A 21,384-nucleotide genomic window follows, 5' to 3' on the forward strand; every position below is an offset into this window, starting at 1 on the left:
TTTCAACGGTTTTGCTCAGGGTTCCACTGGGCGTACCGCTGCCCCCGCAGGAACTGCCACAGACCGATACTCATCCCGGCCAGGGTCACTAGCAGGAACGCGGCGAGGCGGAAAGGTTTGGGCAGCCGGTGTTGCGAATCCAGCAGGCCGGCGATGGCCACGGCGTAACCGAGCAGTTGCGCGATCAGGCTCAGGCGATAGAAACCGTGTTCTTCCCACAGCCAGAAATTGCTCAGCAACAGCGGCAGCAACAGAATCGGTGCCAGACGGCGGATCAACTTGTGGCTGATCAAGGCAATCGAATACAGGCCATGTTTCAGCGGATTGAGCAGCTCGCTACGTTGGGCCAGGCTTTGCAAGCCCCCGACGGTGACGCGCTGACGGCGGCGGAATTGTTTGTCTGCTTCATCGACGCCTTGGTCGATTACTTGCGCTTCGGGCACATAGACAATGCGCTTGAACGCCACCGGCGCGCAGGTGCTGATGAAGAAGTCATCGTTGACCTCGGCCGGCACCTCCTGGAACAACTCGCGGCGCAGGGCAAGCAGGGCGCCGTCGGCGGAGACCATGCAGCCGGTGCGGTTTTCCACCCTGCGCAGCCAGCCTTCGTAATGCCGATAGAGACTGTCGCCGATACTCAGGCCACCGCCGGTGACCGGGATCACCATGTGCCCGGCGCACGCGCCAACCTGGGGATCGCACAGCGGCGCCAGCAGGTGACCGAGGGTGTCGCGGGACCATTGGTTGTCGGCATCGGTGAACACCAGAATATCCCCGGTGCTCAACGCCACGCCGGCATTCAGGGTCGCGGCCTTGCCCTGGCGAGGCAGGTCGAGGATGGTGATGCGCGGGTCGATGACCTTGCGCGCACAGGCCACGGTGTCATCGGTCGAACCGTCGCTGGCCAGAATGATCTGCAGCGAGGCCGGCTCATAATCCTGAGCGAGCAACGTGCGTAACTTGTGTTCGATGTGCCGCGCTTCGTTGTGCGCGGCAATCACGATGCTGATGTTCATCGGTTCCGCGATTGCGTTACGCCGCGCCGCAAACAATGGCGCCAGCAGCGTCAACAGCAAGGGGTAACCGAGATAGGCGTAAACCGGCAGCAACAGGCACAACCAGAAAATGAATTCAGCCACGGGCAGGCCTCCTGGCTTTCCAATGACAAAAACTGAGAACAAACGCGGCACCGGCCAGATGCAAACGCAACCAATGCAGGCCCCAGAGTTGCAGGGTCAATAGCAGATCACGGTGTTTGAAGGTCTGGCGCATGCTCAAGGCCAGCGCCGGTAGGCTGGTCAGGAACACCATGAGCGCCGCATGGTGGGGGAAGCCATCGAGCAGGGCGGAGATTGCCAGGAAATCCAACATCCAGGCGGCGAGCGACACCAGCGGGAAGCGCAGCAGACGCATGCTCAGCCCATGGCGGCGCAGTAACTGCAGATGGCTGCCCTGACGCCAGAATTCCTTGCCCATCCATTCACGCCAGCTGCCCTCATAACCCCAATGCAGGGCGACGGTCTGATTGACCGACAGCAGGCGAGCCCCCGCGTGGGAAAGGCGCATGGTGAAATCCTTGTCTTCGCCGGTGCGCAGGGTTTCGTTGAAGCCGCCGACCTTGTCGAACCAGGGGCGGCGCATCAACAGGTTGGAACTGGGCAGCCAGCGCACCGTCTGCACCGTCTCGTTGTTCGGACGCAAGGTGCGACGTTGCCAGGCATTGGCATACCAGGGGGCTTCGGCCGGGGTGTGCAAGTCCAGCCCGAGGACGTCGACCTGAACCGCGGGCTCGATTTTCAACAACAGCGTGAGCCAGTCCTCGGGCATCTCGACGTCGGCATCGATGAAAGCCAGCCAATCGCCGGTGGCGATGGCCGCACCGCGATTGCGCAAGGCGCCGATGAGCACGCCCGGCAGCACCAGCACCTGAGCGCCGAATTGCCGGGCTATCTGCGGGCCCTGATCGTCGGAACCGTTATCGACCACGATCAGCTCGCATTCCAGACCGGCGGCGATGGCAGCGCGTTGCGCAGCCAGCAAGGTCCGAGCGATGTGGCGAGATTCGTTGTACATCGGAATAACGATACTGATGCGGCTCATGCCTTGGTCTCCGCGAGTGGGCTTTCTTCGGCTTTCAAACGCAGCACGCTAGTCAGGGCGAGCATGATCCACACGTACTTCTGATTGGGTGCGCTGAGGAACATCAAAAACAGCGTCAACGACAGGAAACTCATGCTCAGGTGCGTCAGCAAATCTGCCTGTTCGCGGTTGCGTCGCTGCATCCATGCACGACGGGCGCGGACCAGGTTGTACAAGCCCAGGCCGAGCATGCCGACGAACAACAGGCCGGCGGGAATCCCCAGCTCACTGAAGATTTCCAGGTAGGTGTTGTGGGCGCGACGGTAGAGGTCGCCGATTTTGCGGTTGGCCGAAAACGCCTTGGCATAACCGGTGGTGGCGTAGTGCAGCGGGAACGTCCCGGGGCCGGTGCCCAGCAACGGGTTCTCGCGGATCATCTCGCTGCCGACCACAATGTACGAGGCGCGACGGCCGAGGGATTGGTCCTGGCTCTTGGCGCCGGCGCTCAAGATGCTCAAGGACTGAATGCGCTCGATGTAACCCTTGGGCATCGCATAAATGGCCAGCGGAATCACGATCACCAGGCCCAGCATGGCAAACCCCAGGTGCCGAGGACGGATGCGTTTAAGCTCGGCGCGGTAATGCCAGACGCCGATCATCAGGCTGAGGAACAGCACCACCAGCCCCGAACGGGATTCAGTCTTGGTCATGCCGCCCAGCAGCAAAATGCAGCAAGCGACCCAGAAAATTCGATGCAGAAAGTGCGGGCTGCGCACCACCAGCAGCAAGGCAAGCGGCACGGCGAAGGCGATCAGCATGGCAAAGGCGTTCGGGTCTTCCAGCAGGCCGGCGGCGCGTCCCTGGTCTTGGTATTTGCTGGAGAACATCGCCAACACGCAGGTCGCCGTGACACTGAGGGTGACCATCTTGGCGAACAGGTCCATGTTCAGCTCGCGGCCGATCAGCAGGGTGATCACAAACAGCACCAGGCCGACACTCAGTTCTCGCAGGTGCCCCATGGACATGCCCATGTTGTCGGTGTTGATCACGCTCAGCAGGTACAAGACCATGAACCAGATCAGGTAGCGCCAGATGTTGCTGCGCAGGCGTTCGGAGGGTATCTGGTGGATGGCCAGTTGCAGCATCAGGATCACGGCCAGTGACGCGCCGAGGAACTTGGTGCCCGACAGCGAACTGTCCTTGAAGAAACCTTCGAACGGCACCAGCGCCGCGATCCCGAGCAAACCCCAGGTGGGTTTTCGGTAAAGCAGCGCGACACCGACCAGGCCCAGCACCGCTCCCGGCGCCAGATACGGATAAGGGCTGGCCAGCAAAGCGAGGCAGACCAGGCCAAACAAACTGACGATCGAGAGCGGAAAGATCACGCGCGTGCCTCCCGTGCAGTACGGAGATAAAGTTGCGACCAGCGTTCGGCCAGGGCCTTGAGGTCGTAACGGTCCAATTGCGTACGTTTTGCGTTGTCGATCAGGTCGCGGGCCATGGCCGGTTCAGTCAGCAACGAGCCGATCTGGCGGGCGAGGGCGGCGCTGTCGGCGGGTGTCGCCAGCAGGCCGTTGTGCCGGTCTTGCAGCACATCGGGAATCCCGCCGACGCCGAACGCCACCACCGGCACACCGGCTTGCATCGCTTCGAGCAGAATCATCGGCGTGCCTTCGGTGCGCGAGCTGATCACCAGCGCATCGAGTTGTCGCCACCACACACTCATGTCGGTCTGGTAACCCGGCAGGGTGATGCGGTCCTGTAAACCCGCTTCGTTGATACGCGCCAGCAACGTCTCCCGTTCCGGGCCGTCGCCGAGCATCACGGCGTCCAGTTGCGGGTGTTGCCGGCAGAGTGGAATCAGCGCATCTAGAAAAAAGTCCGGGCCCTTTTCACTGCTCAGCCGCCCGACGTAACCGGCCAGCCAACGCTGGCGTTTCGCGTGACGCGGCAACAGTCCGTCAGTCGCCGGCAGACCATTGGGAATCACCTGCAGCTTTTCCGCCCGGACGCTGGCCTGACGGCACAGCACTGCGATGCTTTCGGCAACGCAGACCACGCGATTCACCGACGCGGTGCGGCACAGTTGCAGGCTCAGCCAGGTGTAGAACTTCTGCTTGCGGCTGCGCGGTGTGAAACCGTGCTGGGTAATCACCAGCGGCAGGCGCAACAACGTTGCGCCCACCCAGCCAAACAACAGGCCCTTGAAGTTGTGCGTATTGATCAACGGCCGTTCCGCCCGGCGCTGGCGCAAATGCGCCAGTAATTCCCCCAACCCCGCGCAACCCCGGCAGTCGACCCCCGCCTGACGAAACCGCGCGATCAAGTCTGGCGGCGCATCGAGAAACAGCACCTGGTGCTGCCCCGGCGTCGCCAGGCAATGGTCCAGCAGCATCCGCTCAGCCCCGTAGAAGCCGCCGCTGCTGAGCAAATGAATGATCGGCAGGGAAGGGATGAGCGGCGCGTTCAATTGCGCACCCAATGCACGAGGCGCGGTAAGGACCAGTTGCTGTGCGGATTGGTGGGTTCCACGTTCTGATCGTTGATCACCAACAGCACCGGCAAGCCCAGTTCGTGGGTGATTTGCGCTGGGTGTTTGAAACGGTGATCGAAGAACTCACGCACGTAGACCAGGGCAATCGCCAGCAAGAGACCGGTGAACAAGCCGAACGGAATGATCAGCATCGGTTTCGGGAACGCCGCTTCGGTGGGCTCATACGGCGGGCTGAGCACCCGTGCGTTGGACAGGTCGTTGTCCAGCGAACGTGCGCTGCTGCTTTCGGCGAAGCGTTGGGCATAGGTCGAGAACGCCGCGTGCAACGCGTTGATCTCGGTGTCCATCTGCCGCAGCTTGCTCTGGGTTTCCTGCAACTGGTGGATGCGCTCCTTGAACTCGGCAATGCGCTTGGTTTTCTGGTCGATCACCGAGCTGACAATCGCCAGATCAGTGTTGCGTTCCTGAATCCGGTTGCTGACCACTTTCAGAAACTGCTGACGGGTGCGGGCGATTTGCTCGCGGGTCAGCAACATCGGTTCGCTGCTTGGCTGGAAGATCGCCAGGTCGTTCATGTAGCGGCTGACCTGTGTGGTCAGGGCCTCACCCATCTGTTTGATCTCACGATCCTCGAACGCCACATTGTCCACGGTGGTGGTGAAGGTGTAGGGGAAGGTGTAGTCGTTGAGTTTCGAGTTGCTCGCTGCGGCCAGGCTGGTTTTCAGGTAGTCGAGCCAGCGTTGGCTTTGCAGCAGGCGATCGCGGTACAGGTTGAGCGCCTGCTCCTCGGTGTTGATGGCATTGAGGCGGAAGGTGATTTCTTCCTTCGGATCGGACGAGCCGACCGCTTCAAGCAAGCCGAGCCGAGTGCCTTCCAGGCCATCGAGACGCACCTGGTATTGCTTCTTCTTGGTTTCGTAGAACGACTGCGGCAAATCGATCGATTGCAGTGCCTGACGGCTCGTCAGGTAGTTCTGCAGCAAGGCTGCAACGAAATTGGTGCCTTGGGTTGGATTGTCGAAGCTGTAGATGATGGAGATCACGTTGGAGCCTGGCAGGGTCTCGATTTTCAGACTGTCGATCGCCTGTTGGGTCAGGGCATCCAGCGCCGTGTCGCGTACCGGGTCGGTTTCCAGGCCCAGGGTGGCTTTCATTGGGTTGATCACGTATTCACGCAGCGGCGTGGTCACGTACTGCTTGAACGGCTGGGTCACCAGTTTGTTGAAGACGCCAGGGGTAGGTGTGTACTCACCCTTGTCGCGCAACTCGCTGATGGTCTGCCGGATCAACGCCGGCGAGCGCAGGATATTGCTCTCGGTTTCCATGTCCGCCAGGGACGGTGGAATGAACGAGGCGTTCTCCTGGTTGAGGGAGGTTGTGGCGTCTCCCTGTGAGAGTTTTTTGGACTGCACGATCACCTGGGCGGTGATATCGAAGCTCTGTTTGAGCATCAGCGGCAGGACCAGCGCGATCACTGCAAAGACCAGGAAGACTCGTTTCACCAACTGCTTGTTGGCGAAAAAGATCCTGAAGAACTCGTGCAGGTAGTTTTCCTTTGGATTCATGGTCGGTCACCTGAGAGTTAGTTGCTGTCACTGTCTTTGTTGTCGACGCGGTAGCCGAAGCTGAAGCCCACGCCCTGGAACAACACCACGTCTGCCAGTTGCCGCGCGAGCTCACCGGCGCTCGCCAGTTTGGTCTTCGGCACATAGAGCATGTCGTCCGGTTGCAGGTACGCAATCTGCGACGCATCGCCGGCCAAAGCCTTTTCGACGTCGTAGCGCACGGCCTGCACCTGGTTGCCATTGCGGCGCATGATCATCACCGAATCGAGCCGCGCCTTGGTGTTGCTGCCACGGGCCAGGGTCAGCGCTTCAAGCACCGAGACCGGCCGGCGGATCGGGTAGGACCCCGGTTGGCCAACTTCGCCCAGCACATAGATTTCGTTACCCGCCGTGGACTTCAGCAGCACGTCGACGGTCATCCGCCCCGGCAGCTTCGCGTAGCGTTGGTTGAGGAAGGTTTCCAGTTGATTGACGGTCATGCCTTGCAGCGGCACGGCGCCGATTTCCGGGAAGCTGGCGTAACCGTCGGTGCCCACGGTGATCTCCCGGCTCATGCCGGTAGCGGGGTGGTTCAGGGCACTTTTGAGGTTCGACTCGTTGCTCAGCGGGCTAATGACCTGCACGGACAACTGGTTGCGGTTCGGCTGGAACAGTTGTTTGCGCTGGTAGGCGCGCTGGATTTCCTCACGCGCCTGTTCGGACGTCAGCCCGGCAATTTTCACCGAGGTGTTGGCGCCCGGCAGTTCAATGGTGCCATCGGGCAGCACCAGTTGATTGCCGTTGAGCTGGCTGGCAGCGGTGAAGTTCAGGCCGATCTGGTCGCCGGACTGGATGCGGTAGGCGTCCGAGCCGCTGGTGCTGATGTGAAAGATCACGTCCAGCACATCCTGTGGCCGCAAGGTCTGTTCGACCTTGGGCATGTCAGTGGCCTGGGCGTTGGCCGGTGAGGCCGTGAGGATATTCACCGGCATGTTCTGGGTTTCGGAAGTGCTGGAGCAACCTGCAAGCGGCAGCAACAGCAGGACAAGCATTTTGGCGTTCATGTCGTCATCCTTTTCTGATTGCTCACAGGTTTTTGTAGAGCCATTTCGGCATGTAGTACTTGCGCCGGTTGAAGACGCTGCCGACCAGTTTCGCGCCGGCCTGGGTCAAGCGCTGAACCGCCGCCTGGGCTACTTCCCAGCGCGTGTCTTCGGAGCGCACGACCATGATCACGCCGTCCACCTGGGTACTGATGATCATGGTGTCGGCGGCGGAATACACCGCGTCGCCGTCGATCACCACAAAGCGATACTGACTGCCGAGCTGATCGAGCAACGGGCCCAGGCGTTCAGGGGTCAGGTGCTCGGTGCCACGCACATACCGGCCGTTGGGCAGGATGTGGAAGGGCAGGCTGGAGACGTTCACCACGCAGTCCTGCAGCAGGGGCGGGCTCTGGGTGTTGAACAGCAGGTCGCGAAAACCGCGCTCCTTGGTCAGCCCCATCTGTTGCGTGAGGTTGGTCGATGACTGACTGGCATCGACCAGCAACACTTCGCCGCTGCTCATTTTCGCCAGCTGACTGGCCAGCGCCAGGGCACTGGTGGTGGTGCCGGCGCCGGGGTTGGCGGCGGTCAGAAATAGGATCCGCAGATCTTGATCGAGCACGGTCGAGGTCAGGTTGGACTCGCTCGGGTTGGCAATGCTTAGGCTTTTGGCTGATGAACCGTCCATTTAACTCGCTCCGTGGCCGCTGAATACTTTGAAGGGGGTTTTCAACAGGATCTTCAGATCAAGCAACAGGCTCTGCTCGGCGATATAGCTGAGGTCCAACTCAACGCGCTGGTCGAAGTCGATGTTGCTGCGCCCGGAGATCTGCCACAGGCCGGTCATGCCGGGGTAGATGCTCAGGCGTGCAAGGTGATTGTCCTTGTAGCGGTAGGCGTTGAACGAGGTTGGCCGCGGGCCCACCAGGCGCATGTCGCCCATCACCACATTGATCAGGTTCGGCAGCTCATCCAGGCTGCTGCGCCGCAGGAAACCACCGATGCCGGTGATGCGCGGGTCCTTGTCGATCTTGAAATCGATCGCGTCGGCTCCGTGCTTGTTCAGGTGACGCAGGGATTCTTTAAGCTCCTCGGCGTTGGCCACCATGGTGCGAAACTTGTACATGCCGAACATGCGACCGCGGTAGCCCGTGCGTTTCTGCACGAACATCACCGGTCCCGGGCTGCTGAATTTGATCGCCAGTGCCAGGCCCAACAAGATGGGCGAGATCAGCAGCAGAATCACCAACGCACCGAGGCAGGCGACCACGCGATTGGTGCGCGACAGCGTCCAGGGGCGACCGCCGTCACGGCCGGTCATCCAGCCACGACCCTGCATATGGATCGCGGTGTCGAGGCGCATTCGGTGCTCCGGGTCCAGGCGCTTGTCTCGGCGCATCTGTTGCATCGGCACCGTTTTTTCATGTCCAGTCATAGAATCCTCCGCTGAAGTTCAGCCGCTAGCGGCGCGTGGGCGATAGGCAGTAGGTAGTAATCGCGGAACCAGGCGATGAAGCGCCCGAGTCCTTCATCCAGCTCGATACAAGGCTGAAATCCGGTTGCCCGAGCCAGGTCGCTGGCATCGGCGCAGGTGTTGAGCACGTCGCCCGGCTGCAGTGGCAGCAACTCGACGAGGGCTTTTTGTCCAAGGTGTTTTTCCAGCAGCGCCAGGTAATCCTTGAGTTCCACCGGGTGCTGGCCGCCGATGTTGAAGATCCGCCACGGCGCCATGCTGCTGGCCGGGTCCGGTTGTTCACGGTTCCATTCGGCGTTGGCTTGCGGTGGACGGTCGATCAGGCGTGCGATGCTCTCGATGATGTCGTCGATGTAGGTGAAATCGCGCTGGTGTTCGCCGTAGTTGAACAACTTCAGTGGCTGCCCTTCGGCAATCGCCCGGGCGAACTGGATCGGCGACATGTCCGGCCGACCCCAGGGCCCGTACACGGTGAAAAAACGCAGGCCGGTGCAGGGAATGCCGAACAGGTGGCTGTAGCTGTGGGCCATCAGCTCGTTGGCTTTCTTGGTCGCGGCGTATAGCGACAGCGGATGGTTGACGCCGTCCTTCACCGAGTAAGGCGTGTGCTGGTTCGCGCCATACACCGAACTGGACGAGGCGTAGACCAGGTGCTTGACCGGGTGGTTGCGGCAGCTTTCGAGAATGTTGAGGAACCCGCTCAAATTGCTGTCGAGGTAAGCCCGTGGGTTCTCCAGGGAGTAACGCACCCCGGCCTGGGCCGCGAGGTGAATCACCACCTCGGGCTTTTCACGGACAAACAGGGCCTCGATGGCAGGACCGTCGGCCAGGTCAACCGTCGCGAGCTGGAAAGCGCCAACCTGCTCCTGCACCCAATTCACGCGGTCGTGTTTGAGTTGCGGGTCGTAGTAATCATTGAAATTGTCGAGGCCGAACACCTGGTGCCCGTCACGGATCAACCGCAACACGCAATGGGCACCAATGAAACCGGCCGCTCCGGTGACGAGAATCTTCATGGCCGCGGCGCCTCGGGAACGATGTGCCGCAGGCCGATGCCGCTGTAGTGCAAACCGGCGGCCGCCACCTGTTCCGGGTTGTAGAGGTTGCGACCGTCGACGATCACCCGCGAACGCAGTTTGCTTGCCAGCAATTCAAAGTCGACCACGCGGAAGTTTTTCCACTCGGTGCAGATCACCAAGGCGTCGGCGTCCTCCAGCGTGTCGTCGCGGGTGGCGCACAGGTGCAGGTCATTGCGGTAGCCGTAGATGCGTCGGCATTCGGACATGGCTTCCGGGTCATAGGCCTGCACGCTCGCGCCTTCAGCCCATAACGCATCCATCAGGTAGCGGCTGGGGGCTTCGCGCATGTCATCGGTGTTGGGCTTGAACGCCAGGCCCCAGATCGCGATGGATTTGCCGGCCAGCCCATCGGGGAATTGTGCTTTCAGTTTGCTGAAAAGAATGTGGCGTTGGCTGTCGTTGACGTCGGTGACGCTACGCAGCAAGCGCAGCGGCATGCCATTGTGTTCGGCGGTATGCAGCAGGGCGCGCAGATCCTTGGGGAAGCACGAGCCACCGAAACCGCAACCTGGATAGATGAAGTGGTAACCGATGCGCGGGTCCGAACCGATGCCTTTGCGAACCGCTTCGATATCGGCCCCCAGCAGTTCGGTGAGGTTCGCCAGTTCGTTCATGAAGCTGATGCGCGTGGCGAGCATCGCGTTGGCCGCGTATTTGGTCAGCTCGGCGCTGCGGTTGTCCATGAACATGAGCTTTTCATGGTTGCGGCAGAACGGCGCGTAGAGCTCGCTGAGCTGGCCGCGGGCTTCCTCGTCGTCGGTGCCGACGATGATCCGGTCCGGGCGCATGCAATCGGCGAGGGCGCTGCCTTCCTTGAGAAACTCGGGGTTGGAGACCACCCGCACATTGAGGGTGCTCTTGCCGCGCCGAATCAGTTCTTCGTGGGCGGTGGCGGCCACCTGGTCCGCGGTGCCGACCGGCACGGTGGACTTGATGATCAGGGTGCGATCGGCCTCCATGTAACTGGCGATCTGGCGGGCCACATTCAGTACGTGACTGAGGTCGGCCGACCCGTCTTCATCGGCGGGCGTGCCGACGGCGATGAAAATCAGCTCGGCGTGTTCGACCGCATCGCTGGCCTGGGTCGTGAACAGCAGACGGCCGGCCTTGATGTTCTCTTCCAGCGTGCCGGATAACCCCGGTTCGCTGATCGGCGGCACGGCCTGTTGCAGTTGCTTGATCTTGTTTGGATCGATGTCGACACATAAGACACGATGTCCGACATCGGCCAGTGCCGCTGCTTGTATCAGGCCGACGTAGCCCGTACCAAATACGCTCACGTCCATATTGGCGTGCCTCGTAAGACGGTTGAAAGAACTGAAATAAGACTGTCAAAAGGGGTATAGCCCAGCGTTGGGAAAACGTGTCAGCAAAATGACATGTTGCGCAGCTATAACAGCCCCATTTTTGGGGCGTTTTGCCATCAAGTGCTTGCCACTGCTGGATTTGCCGCGGTTTTGACGGGTTTTTCACAATTCGAAGAAAACGATAAACGGTCGTAGGGCTTGAAACACAAGGGTTGTAGCCGGTCAGGTGTGTCAGATTTGAGTCAACGTTTTTTTGACGCTTTGTGTAAAAACCCGACATTTCTTGCGCTTTGATGGCCCGGTGCTAGTGTCAAAAAATGGCTGACAATCTATTGGCCAACGGACGGCCGCGAGCATCGGAAATACTATGATTCGATATCTCAAAGAACTGCTCTTAGTTCTCTACTTATTCAAAAATTACGACTATTACCTGGAGCGCCTGAGCGCGTTGGGAATGGGTTTGCCGGTGCTGCTGTTTGGCGGGATGTTTATCGCGCTGACCGTGGCGCTGTTCATGACCGCGTACATTCGCCAGACGCTGATCCGTCATCTATTAGCTCTGATGATGTTTGTGTCTGCCGTGTTTTTCGATGTCTATACCCGCGTCACGGCCGACTACCTGACCTACAGCAGCTTCGTGTCGCTGGTGTATTCCGGCGGGTTCATTCAGGAGGCGGCGTACCAGTACCGCGACGCGATCATCAGCGGGGTGGTCGGCGGCTTGCTGCTGTTGTTCGGTATCGGGCTCAAACCGCGTCGACGAATGCCGCTGCCCGGTGCGTTGCTGGTGGCGGCGCCGGTGCTCGGAGTGCTGCTGCTCAGTGCGGTGTTGTTCGTGCGAGCCGGCGAAGGCGCCCGTGGCCTGCCGATCATGTACACGCCGCTGGCCTACTTGAACCTGTTCACCTATGAAGCCCTGCACAACACCGTCGGCCCACGCGAGCCTGTGAGCCTGGCGCGCAACGACGCGCCGCCGGGGCACGACATCGTTCTGATCATCGACGAAAGCATTTCCGGCAACTACCTGGACATCAACGCCCCGTTCGGTGTGCACAGCAACCTCAAGGAACCGCGCCCGGGCGTCGCGATCTTCAATTACGGTTACGCCGCGTCCATTGCCAATTGCAGCGCCGACACCAACATCACCCTGCGGTACGGCGGCACCCGCGCCGACTACATGCGCATCAACAGCACGATGCCGTCGATCTGGCAGTACGCGAAGAAGGCCGGCCTGCGCACCGTCTACATCGATGCCCAGCGCACCGGGGGCAACTTGCAGAACCTGATGAACGACGCCGAGAAAAAGGACATCGACGAGTTTGTGCAATTCGACCAGGCCAGCGTGCGTGATCGCGACATGGCGGCCGCGGCGAAACTGATCGACCTGCTCAACGACGGCAAGCCCGAGCTGGTGGTGATCAACAAGGTGGGCGCGCATTTTCCGGTGCATGACAAGTACCCGGATGCGTTCATGGCCTATCGCCCGACCTTGCCTCGGGGCCAGTTTGTCGAGGTTGCGGACACCGCCAAGCGCGATGGTTTCAACGGACAGCCGGATGATTGGGTGCTCTACCGCAACGCCTACAAGAACACCTTGCTGTGGAACGTCGGGGAGTTTTTCTCACGGGTGTTTGCCCAGGCAGACATGAGCAATGCGCTGCTGATCTACACCTCGGACCATGGGCAGGACCTGCATGAACGGGGCAATCCCGGGTTGAATTTGCACTGCGGCGGTGATCCGGTGGCGGAGGAGGGCTTGGTGCCGCTGGTGGTGATTCAAGGGGATCAGTTGCGCACGCTGGATTGGCAGAAAGCGCTGGCCGCGAACAAGGATCGGTCGAGTCACTACAACATCTTCCCGACATTGTTGCAGTTGATGGGCTATGACCTGGCGGGGATCGAGGCGGTTTATGGCAAGCCGTTGAGTGTGCCGACGGCGGACGACTTTACGTTCAACTATCGGTTCAATGCGCGGCTGGGGGCGAAGCCTGAGTGGAAGTATATTGATCTGAACAGCATTGTGACGCCTTCGCAGGCGCCTACAAATGTTGCGGTGGGGCAGTGAGGTTTTTGGTTGACTGATCCGGCCTCATCGCGAGCAGGCTCGCTCCTGCAGGGGTGTGTGTCGTTCAAAAGTCCCCTGTGGGAGTGAGCCTGCTCGCGATGGCGTCAGCCAGATCAGAGAGAAGTTTTCGGATGTACTCTCGGCTATCCTAGGCGCTCTGACTTCAGCGAGCCTCCCTTCATGCTTCAGGTCCAAGGCGTCTTTAAAAGCTACGCCACTCCGCAAGGTCCTTTGCCGGTGCTGCAAGGTGTCGACCTGACATTGAAACCCGGCAGCAGCCTGGCGCTGATGGGGGAGTCGGGCAGTGGCAAGAGCACCTTGCTGCACTTGATCGCCGGCCTCGACAAGGTCGATCGCGGCAGCATTCAAAGCGGCGAGCATCGGCTGGACCAGATGAACGAAGGGCAGCTGGCGAACTGGCGACGGACTGAAATCGGCCTGGTGTTCCAGCAGTTCAACCTGATCGGCAGCTTGCGGGTCGAGGACAATCTGGCTTTTCAGGCACGCCTGGCCGGGCGGCATGATCCGCGCTGGCAGGCGCACCTGGTGCAGCGGCTGGGCTTGAGTGATTTGCTGCGGCGTTACCCGGAGCAGCTCTCCGGTGGGCAACAGCAGCGAGTCGCTTTGGGCCGCGCCCTGGCGTCGAAGCCCAAATTGTTGCTGGCCGACGAGCCCACCGGCAGCCTCGATGAAGCCACCAGCGATGAAGTGTTGAAGTTGCTGCTGGAATTGCTCGACGACAGTCCGACCACCTTGTTGATGGTCACGCATAGTCATCGCGTTGCCGCACGGCTGGCGGAGAAAGTGGTGCTGCATCGCGGCCGCCTGGCTGGCGCGGGCGAACACTGAGGTGCGCGTCTTTCGCGAAACGCTGCGGGCGTTGCTCAGCCATTGGTGGCAGCACCCGGTGCAATTTTTCAGTGTGCTGACCGGGCTCTGGCTCGCCACCAGCCTGCTGACCGGTGTAGAGGCGCTGAACAGCCAGGCGCGTGAAAGTTATGCGCGAGCCAGTCAGTTGATCGGCGGTGAACCGCAGGCCAGCCTCAGTGCGCCCAGTGGCGCGACCTTTTCCCAGCAAGTGTTTGTCGACCTGCGACGCGCGGGCTGGCCGGTCTCGCCCGTGCTGCAAGGGCGGGTGACGCTCAAGGGCCATGAGGAGCAACGTCTGCAGCTGATGGGCATCGAACCGGTGTCGCTGCCGGCCGGCTCGGCGGTGGCGGGGCGGTCGTTGGCGATCGAGCAGATTGTCGAATTTTTCACCCCGCCGGGCCGCACCTGGATCTCGCCGCAGACCTTGCAGACGTTGGGTCTGCACGAAGGTGAACGGCCAGTGAACTCTAATGGCGAGATTCTGCCACCGCTGCACGTCCAAACCGATATGGCCCCCGGCATGTTGCTGGTGGACATCGGCTTCGCCCAGCAGATTCTCGGCCTGCCGGAGCAACTGTCACGCCTGTTGTTGCCCAAGGATTTCAGCGCCGCACTGCCCGATCAATACAAAGGCCTGTTGCAGCTCAAAACCAGCGGTGAAGAAAACAATCTCTCGCGGCTGACGGAAAGCTTTCACTTGAACCTCGATGCCTTGGGTTTTCTGTCCTTCATGGTCGGCCTGTTCATCGTTCACGCCGCAATCGGGCTGGCGCTGGAGCAACGTCGAGGCTTGCTCAGAACCCTGCGCGCCTGTGGGGTCAGCGCCCGAATGTTGATCACCTGTCTGGTGGTTGAACTCGGAGCACTGGCGATGATCGGCGGTATTGCCGGCGTCGCCAGCGGCTACCTGCTGGCCAGCGTGTTGTTGCCGGACGTGGCCGCCAGCCTGCGCGGTTTGTACGGCGCCGAAGTGGCGGGGCAGTTGAGCCTCAGTCCGTGGTGGTGGTTCAGCGGGGTGGGCTTGAGCCTGCTGGGTGCGCTGCTGGCCGGGGCCAACAGTCTGCTGCGGGCGGCGCGCCTGCCGTTGCTGGCCCTGGCCGATCCGCAAGCCTGGCATCAGGCTCACGCGCGCTGGTTACGGCGTCAGGGTTGGGTCGCGGCACTGGCCGCTGTCATCGCGCTTATCGCCTTGTTCCGGGGGGACAGCCTGGCCAGTGGTTTTGTGCTGATGGCAGCTCTGCTGATCGGGGCCGCACTGGCCTTGCCGGTGGTGCTGAATCTGGTCTTGAACCTGGCACTGAGCCGCAGTCATTCGGTGCTCGGCCAATGGTTTCTCGCCGACTGCCGTCAGCAACTGCCGGCGCTGAGCCTGGCGCTGATGGCGCTGCTGTTGGCGCTGGCGGCGAACATCGGTGCCGGCAGCATGACCGCCGGTTTTCGCCAGACCTTCAATGACTGGCTCGAACAACGCCTGACCGCCGAACTTTACGTCAATCCGCAAAACCCGGCCCAGTCCCGAGAGCTGCACAGCTGGCTCAAACAGCAACCTTCATTGACTGCCGTGCTGCCCAACTGGCAGGTATCGATCCAGCTGCAAGGCTGGCCGGCGGATATCTTCGGCGTGATCGATCACCCGACTTATCGCCAGCATTGGCCGCTGCTGGAAGCCTTGGGCGACAATCCCTGGGACCGCTTGGCCAAGGACGATGCGCTGATGCTCAGCGAACAACTGGCCCGCCGGTTGAAGGTGCGGCTCGGCGATCATTTGACCATCCCCACACCGGGCGGCCCCTGGTCACCTCGGATCGTCGGGATTTACGCCGACTACGGCAATCCCAAGGGGCACCTTCTGGTGAACGCCAACCATTTGCTGCGCGGGTGGCCGCAGCTCACGCCCAATCGTTTCAACCTGCGCATCGAGCCCGCGTTGATTGCGCCATTCCTCAAAACGCTGCAAAGCCGTTTTACCCTGGACGACAGCCGTATCGTCGATCAGGCGCGCCTCAAGGGCTGGTCCACGCAGGTGTTTGAACGCACCTTCGCCGCCACCGCCGCGCTCAACAGCCTGACCCTGGCCGTCGCCGGTGTGGCGTTGTTCATCAGCCTGCTGACGCAGAGCCAGAGCCGCCTCGGCCAACTCGCGCCGCTGTGGGCGCTGGGCGTGACGCGCCGGCAACTGATGCTGCTCAACCTCGGACAAACCTGGCTGCTGGCGGTGCTGACGCTGGTGCTGGCATTGCCGTTGGGGATCGCGTTGGCGTGGTGCCTGGACACGGTGATCAACGTGCAAGCGTTTGGCTGGCGATTGCCGTTGCGGGTGTTTCCGTTGCAGCTGCTGCAATTGATGGGGCTGGCGTTGCTCGCAACATTGCTGGCGTCGGCGTGGCCGCTGTATTCGCTGTACCGCACGCAACCGGCGGACCTGCTGAGGACGTTTGCGCATGAGGATTAAGGTCGGCGTGTTGCTATTGGTTTTGTTGAGCGGCTGCGACAACCCCGCGCCTGACGAGAAAGGCTTCGCAGGTCTGGGTGGTGACGCCTCCGTATTCACACCGGTAGTGCCCGGGCGAGAATTCAGCTTCCCGGCAGATCACGGTCCTCACGATGGCTTTCGCATCGAATGGTGGTACGTCACTGCCAATCTCAAGGACGATCAGGGTCGCGAGTTCGGCGTGCAATGGACGTTGTTTCGCAGCGCGTTGAAAGCTGTCCCGGAGCAGTCGGGTTGGGGCAATCAGACCATTTGGCTGGGGCACGCAGCCGTGACGTCGGCAACGGCCCATCACGCGGCCGAACGTTACGCCCGTGGTGGCGTGGGTCAGGCGGGGGTGAGTCTCGCACCGTTCAATGCCTGGATCGACGATTGGCGCTTCAGCAGTCAGGGGGCCGATGCCTTGGCAGACCTGCAACTCAGCGCCCGGGACAAGGGCTTCAGCTACCAACTGCGGCTAACGTCCACCCGCCCGCTGGTGCTTCAGGGTGACAAGGGTTTCAGTCAGAAATCCGAACAAGGGCAGGCGTCGTATTACTACAGCCAACCGTTTTTCCAGGCCAGCGGCGCGCTGGAAATCGACGGCAAGACTTATCAGGTCAGTGGTCCGGCCTGGCTCGATCGCGAGTGGAGCAGTCAGCCGCTGACTGCGAACCAGACAGGATGGGACTGGTTTTCGCTGCACCTGGACAGCGGCGAACAGGTCATGCTTTATCGCATGCGGCAAAAGGACGGCGCGCCTTACCTCACAGGCACGTGGATCGATGCTCAAGGCCAGGCTCAGTCATTGCACGCCTCGGACATCAGCCTCACACCGCAAGACACCGCCAAAGTCGCCGGGCGTGAAATGCCGCTGCGCTGGGCGATCAAAATCCCGGCCAAACACCTCGACATCTCCATCACCGCCCTCAATCCCAACGCCTGGATGGATTTGCGCATTCCTTACTGGGAAGGCCCCGTGCAATTCAAAGGTGGCACGGGTTATCTGGAAATGACCGGGTATTGAGTCGGAACTCTCGGTTCGGCGACGGCCTCCTAAGTTAACAAGCCCATTCAATGGAGCCCGTCATGAGCGAAGACCTCAAGCCACCTGACCTCGATGCCTGGCAGCGCCTGTTCGAAGACAAGGCCTACTGGCAGCAATCCCCCGACGCCCACTACAGCGAACTGCTGCGGGTGGCCGACGACTTGCTGGGGCAGGGCGCCATTGACCTGGAACAGTGGCAGACCTTGAAGGCCAAGGCCGAGCAATCCCACAAAGACTCGCCCGCGGTGAACGTTGCACAAGAAGTCGATGATCCCGAAGCCTGAGGAGAACCACCATGAAACCCCAATCCCCCGACACCGCCGAACACCCTGACGAACCGCGACCACCCGGCGAAGTCGAACGCGACAACGATGCCCTGCGCCCCACCGATCCGACCCGGCGCAAGGAAAGCGGCAAGGGCACGCAAAGCGGTGAATCCACCGCGCAAGAAACTGCAAAAAATCCCTGAACTGCGTCTATGCTGAGTTGCACAGTCGGCGCTGACCCTCGGGCCAGAGCCGTCTGCTGCCACCCAATCACAGGGAAAGTATGCTTATGAAACTCCACGCACTGACGAAAGCCATCACCCTCGCTACCTTGCTGTCTGCCACCAGCCTTGGCGCCATGGCTGCGGATATTCCGCTGTCTGCCGTTGTGGAAGCGGATCAAGTCACCACCAAAGTCGTCTCGGTCGACGCGGCTAATCACCGGGTTGTCCTGGAAGGGCCGGAAGGTCGTCAGGTTCATGTACAGCTGACCGATAAGGCGAAAAACCTCGGTAATCTGAAAGTCGGCGATCAAGTCGACATCAAGGTCACCAGTTCCGTCGCCGCCCACCTCGACACCGATGTCGACAAAGGCTTGCCAGGCACTGTCGAGCGCACCGGCGAAGTCCGTGCCGCCCCCGGCAGCGAGAACCCGGGCGGCGAAGCCTACCGTCAGGTGCAGGTTCAGCTGAAAATCACCAAAATCGACTTGAAGAAAAACCAGCTGACCTTTGAAAATCCTGCTGGCCAGTCCAAGACCATCGACGTTGTACGACCCGAAGTTCAAGCAAAATTGAAAGACCTGAAAGTTGGACAGAGTGTCGTCGTGACCTACACCGATATCCTCACAGTGACCAGTAAACACTGAAGTTGAGTATTAGCTCTATATATTGATTGTTCTCGTACAGTTTTTTTGTATAAGAACAATCATTTTTAATGGTCGAACTGGTGAGTTTTTGTTGTCGTACAAATAATATTTAAGATGACATTTAATTAATGTTGTATCGATAAATTTCATGATTATGTGTGCGGACAACTTCGCCAACTTCCATTAAAATACTTCCCGTTCGCCCAGTGGCAAGGCTCTTTACCAGTGCATGGATTGCCGAGGCCATTACACTGGGCGAACACCTTCTTGAGGGGCGATACGCACCTGCAGCAATACGTCACGATGCGCGGCATTCAGATCAAGGATGAAAACGGCCTCTGCCGTTCTGACACGGATGAAACCACTCTCCCTTTATCACCCGGCCCTCTACTGGCTGCGCGTGTGGCAAAAAAGACTGTTCAGGCAAATAGCCTGGCGCTTCTCCAGCCGGCATTACGCCGTTTCGATCAACGCCGAATCCAGCTTGCCCTTTCGCTACCTCAAACACACCTCCAAGCTGATTCGTAAACTCGGCAACTCCGATATTGCGCTGCAACACAACAAAGTCATCAACCTCAAACTGGCCGTGTCATCAATAAACGGCATAGTCATCGCACTAGGCGAATACTTTTCCTTCTGCCGCCTGGTCGGCCGACCGACCCGAAAACGCGGTTACGTCGAAGGCATGGAACTGTCATTTGGTGAAGCACGCAGCGGCATCGGTGGCGGAGTCTGCCAACTGAGCAACCTCATCCACTGGATGGCCATTCACTCGCCGCTGGTGGTGGTTGAACGCTCGAACCACAGCTTCGATCCGTTTCCTGATGAAGGGCGGGTGTTACCGTTCGGTTCAGGTGCGGCGATTTTTTATAACTATGTTGATCTGGTGCTGCATAACCCGACGGATCGGCATTTTCAGTTGAAGTTGAAGGTTGGCGAGCAGCAGTTGGAAGGGGAATTGTTGTGTGATCGGGTGCGGGAGTTTCGGTATCACGTTTACCAGGTTGGGCATCGGTTTTTGCGCGAGGGGGGTAGGATGTTTCGGGAGAATGAGATTTGGCGGGAGGTTAAGAGTAAGGGGCAGGGGAGTGAGGTATTGGAGAATGAACGGCTTTATAGGAATCGGGTGGTTGTTAAGTATGAGGCTGGGGAGAGTTTGTTGGCGGTGAATGTATAAAAAACGGGCGATCTTAAGATCGCCCTTTTTTTGTTTGTTTAAGTTCGTGCCTGTAATCGTCGACCGATGACATCCAGCAAATCGCAGCCGTCGCGTAGTTGAGTTGCAATTACCTGAGCGAAGTCCCGCAATAGCGTGGCGTCGCCGGTGAGCGATTCGTTCAGTGCCATTGTTTCCAGCAGTTGGGTCACGCTGCGGATTCGATGTGCCGCCGTGTCATGTAATACGTCGAGGGGAGCCTCAGCATCAATCAGCAGGGAAGGGATCATGCAGTCGATGCCGGTGATAGGCATGTATCGAGCCATGGCTGATTCTCCTTTCTCTCAAGACTCAGTGCCCGACGGAACGTCGGACGCCTCGCCGGGTGGATCGAGGTTATCCAGCGCTCGGTTTACCAGCAGCTCGCCAGGACGGCCAATTGCTGAATCGACAGCGCGAGGCTGCGGTGTGAACCCTCGAGTTCACAGGCCAGGTCAGTGGTGAGAACGTTGAGTGAAGCGAGGGTTTCGCAGGCATGACTTAGCAGGGTTTCGGTGTCGATGTTGGGGAGGATGGTGAAGACGTGGCTGACGGGGTCAGGTTTTTTTGGGTCGCGGAGGCGGGCGCTGACGGCGCGTTGGGTGGCTTTGCTGAGTTGGGTTGGGTTGGGTTGGATCGAGGGAATCGGGTGGAAATTTCTTCATGGTGAAGCTCCTGAATAAACGGAGCCGCAAAGCGGCATTCGCATGCCTTGATCGTGTTCGGTCTGTCAAAACCGGTCGCTGATATTGCAGCGGCTGGAGGAGGTTATCTGGGATTAGGTGGGCGTACCAGTTCATGGAAGTCGACAGGAGTTGCGGGAAATGTCCGATGCGTGGAGTTTTGGGGTTGAGCCCTCTCTGTGGATTAACTCGAGGGTGTCAGCTTTTTCTGGGGGTTAAGGTTTCCAGAGCTCAATGTTTCCCATTTGTCTTTCTATGTCGTCCATATCATCTTCGCCAAGTGTGTTATCAAAGCTTTCACTTAATATTCGTCGTACTTTGGCGAGTTTTTGTGTGATTTTTTCGTTGTCTATAAAAGTTGTCGCGCGTTGGTAGTCTGCAATAGGATTCTTCCAATTTTATGTAGCGAAATTAAAATAAACTCTATTTCTGCTAGTGCTTCGAGTGCGCATTTTCCGGGCAGGATGATTTCTTTATTTGTATCTAACATCGTTCTTCACTTTTTAGCCGCGGTGGGCGGGAGCCGGAAAGCCAGATAAGGGATTGGGTCGCCCTGTCAGCGTCGTCCATCCAGGTCGATTCTTTTTTTATCCAGCTCAATAAAGGCCCATCCGTATCCTTGATATAGAACATCATCCAGCCCTCACGTCCTTCGTTGACGATTAAGTAGAAGTGTCTATAATCTTCGACAGTGAGTGACCAATAGCCGAAAAATGCTCTCTGGTCCGAGAATTCAGTAATGGTGAAACCGGCGCGCTGAATTGCATTTTTCAGTTCGGGGTAAGGCATCGGTATGCTCCCGTCATGAAATAATTAAGTCCATTTAATGGCTTTTTTCGAGGGCTTTATGGGTAAAGATTCTGTAAGTCACTTGGTCCGCCATCATTAATCAGTTT

Annotated in this window: 20 protein-coding genes and 1 pseudogene; 8 read left to right on the forward strand and 13 right to left on the reverse strand. The window is 59.5% G+C overall.

What is annotated here, in order from left to right; all coding sequences use genetic code 11:
* Positions 1–2: 2 nt before the first annotated feature.
* From AB4N91_RS08355 to AB4N91_RS08400, 10 genes are read right to left on the reverse strand one after another with little or no spacing between them, the layout of a single operon-like run.
* On the reverse strand, positions 3–1,139 hold the full coding sequence (locus AB4N91_RS08355; protein WP_010455633.1) for a glycosyltransferase: 1,137 nt from the start codon (positions 1,137–1,139) through the stop codon (positions 3–5).
* Positions 1,132–2,100, reverse strand: coding sequence for a glycosyltransferase family 2 protein (locus tag AB4N91_RS08360; protein ID WP_077749053.1), 969 nt, complete (start codon positions 2,098–2,100; stop codon positions 1,132–1,134). Before AB4N91_RS08360 ends, AB4N91_RS08355 begins: the two co-directional genes overlap by 8 nt.
* Positions 2,097–3,464, reverse strand: coding sequence for an O-antigen ligase family protein (locus AB4N91_RS08365; protein ID WP_460112284.1), 1,368 nt, complete (start codon positions 3,462–3,464; stop codon positions 2,097–2,099). Before AB4N91_RS08365 ends, AB4N91_RS08360 begins: the two co-directional genes overlap by 4 nt.
* On the reverse strand, positions 3,461–4,549 hold the full coding sequence (locus tag AB4N91_RS08370; RefSeq protein WP_083376386.1) for a glycosyltransferase family 4 protein: 1,089 nt from the start codon (positions 4,547–4,549) through the stop codon (positions 3,461–3,463). The genes AB4N91_RS08365 and AB4N91_RS08370 overlap by 4 nt, the downstream gene beginning before the upstream one ends.
* Positions 4,546–6,138, reverse strand: coding sequence for a GumC family protein (locus AB4N91_RS08375; RefSeq protein ID WP_010455625.1), 1,593 nt, complete (start codon positions 6,136–6,138; stop codon positions 4,546–4,548). Before AB4N91_RS08375 ends, AB4N91_RS08370 begins: the two co-directional genes overlap by 4 nt.
* A 17-nt stretch (positions 6,139–6,155) precedes the next feature.
* On the reverse strand, positions 6,156–7,181 hold the full coding sequence (locus AB4N91_RS08380) for a polysaccharide biosynthesis/export family protein (RefSeq protein WP_010455623.1): 1,026 nt from the start codon (positions 7,179–7,181) through the stop codon (positions 6,156–6,158).
* A gap of 22 nt (positions 7,182–7,203) precedes the next feature.
* Complete coding sequence (locus AB4N91_RS08385) at positions 7,204–7,851, reverse strand: CpsD/CapB family tyrosine-protein kinase (protein ID WP_010455621.1); 648 nt, start codon at positions 7,849–7,851, stop codon at positions 7,204–7,206.
* Positions 7,852–8,598 (reverse strand): sugar transferase, encoded by a 747-nt coding sequence (locus AB4N91_RS08390; protein WP_010455619.1) that lies wholly within the window; start codon positions 8,596–8,598, stop codon positions 7,852–7,854.
* A complete protein-coding gene (locus AB4N91_RS08395) occupies positions 8,595–9,653 on the reverse strand; it encodes an NAD-dependent epimerase (protein WP_200666534.1) in 1,059 nt (352 codons plus the stop codon). Before AB4N91_RS08395 ends, AB4N91_RS08390 begins: the two co-directional genes overlap by 4 nt.
* Positions 9,650–11,002: a UDP-glucose dehydrogenase family protein gene (locus tag AB4N91_RS08400; protein WP_154912666.1), complete on the reverse strand. Its 1,353-nt coding sequence runs from the start codon at positions 11,000–11,002 to the stop codon at positions 9,650–9,652. The genes AB4N91_RS08395 and AB4N91_RS08400 overlap by 4 nt, the downstream gene beginning before the upstream one ends.
* A gap of 388 nt (positions 11,003–11,390) precedes the next feature.
* Here AB4N91_RS08400 and AB4N91_RS08405 point away from each other — a divergent pair, with 388 nt between their 5' ends.
* From AB4N91_RS08405 to AB4N91_RS08440, 8 genes are all read left to right on the forward strand, one after another.
* A complete protein-coding gene (locus AB4N91_RS08405) occupies positions 11,391–13,088 on the forward strand; it encodes a sulfatase-like hydrolase/transferase (RefSeq protein ID WP_154912667.1) in 1,698 nt (565 codons plus the stop codon).
* 180 nt (positions 13,089–13,268) lie between these two features.
* Complete coding sequence (locus AB4N91_RS08410; protein ID WP_077749058.1) at positions 13,269–13,937, forward strand: ABC transporter ATP-binding protein; 669 nt, start codon at positions 13,269–13,271, stop codon at positions 13,935–13,937.
* A gap of 1 nt (position 13,938) precedes the next feature.
* A complete protein-coding gene (locus tag AB4N91_RS08415; RefSeq protein WP_460112286.1) occupies positions 13,939–16,410 on the forward strand; it encodes an FtsX-like permease family protein in 2,472 nt (823 codons plus the stop codon).
* On the forward strand, positions 16,400–17,455 hold the full coding sequence (locus tag AB4N91_RS08420; RefSeq protein ID WP_154912669.1) for a lipocalin-like domain-containing protein: 1,056 nt from the start codon (positions 16,400–16,402) through the stop codon (positions 17,453–17,455). Before AB4N91_RS08415 ends, AB4N91_RS08420 begins: the two co-directional genes overlap by 11 nt.
* Before the next feature lie 62 nt (positions 17,456–17,517).
* A complete protein-coding gene (locus tag AB4N91_RS08425) occupies positions 17,518–17,760 on the forward strand; it encodes a hypothetical protein (protein ID WP_145308208.1) in 243 nt (80 codons plus the stop codon).
* Between the two features lie 11 nt (positions 17,761–17,771).
* Positions 17,772–17,945 (forward strand): hypothetical protein, encoded by a 174-nt coding sequence (locus AB4N91_RS08430; protein ID WP_010455603.1) that lies wholly within the window; start codon positions 17,772–17,774, stop codon positions 17,943–17,945.
* A gap of 86 nt (positions 17,946–18,031) precedes the next feature.
* A complete protein-coding gene (locus AB4N91_RS08435; RefSeq protein ID WP_154912670.1) occupies positions 18,032–18,610 on the forward strand; it encodes a hypothetical protein in 579 nt (192 codons plus the stop codon).
* Positions 18,611–18,965: 355 nt separating this feature from the next.
* Positions 18,966–19,787: a VanW family protein gene (locus AB4N91_RS08440; RefSeq protein ID WP_460112651.1), complete on the forward strand. Its 822-nt coding sequence runs from the start codon at positions 18,966–18,968 to the stop codon at positions 19,785–19,787.
* 38 nt (positions 19,788–19,825) lie between these two features.
* Here the strand turns inward: AB4N91_RS08440 and AB4N91_RS08445 are convergent, their stop codons facing one another.
* From AB4N91_RS08445 to AB4N91_RS08455, 3 genes and pseudogenes are all read right to left on the reverse strand, one after another.
* Positions 19,826–20,092, reverse strand: a complete 267-nt coding sequence (locus AB4N91_RS08445) for a hypothetical protein (RefSeq protein ID WP_010455597.1) — start codon at positions 20,090–20,092, stop codon at positions 19,826–19,828.
* An 18-nt stretch (positions 20,093–20,110) separates the two neighbouring features.
* A pseudogene (locus tag AB4N91_RS08450) lies at positions 20,111–20,451 on the reverse strand (DUF6124 family protein).
* Positions 20,452–20,971: 520 nt separating this feature from the next.
* Entirely contained in the window at positions 20,972–21,277 is a 306-nt protein-coding gene (locus tag AB4N91_RS08455) for a hypothetical protein (RefSeq protein WP_154912671.1), read from the reverse strand.
* Positions 21,278–21,384 lie beyond the last annotated feature (107 nt).

The sequence above is a fragment of the Pseudomonas sp. H3_D04 genome (genome assembly GCF_054669175.1).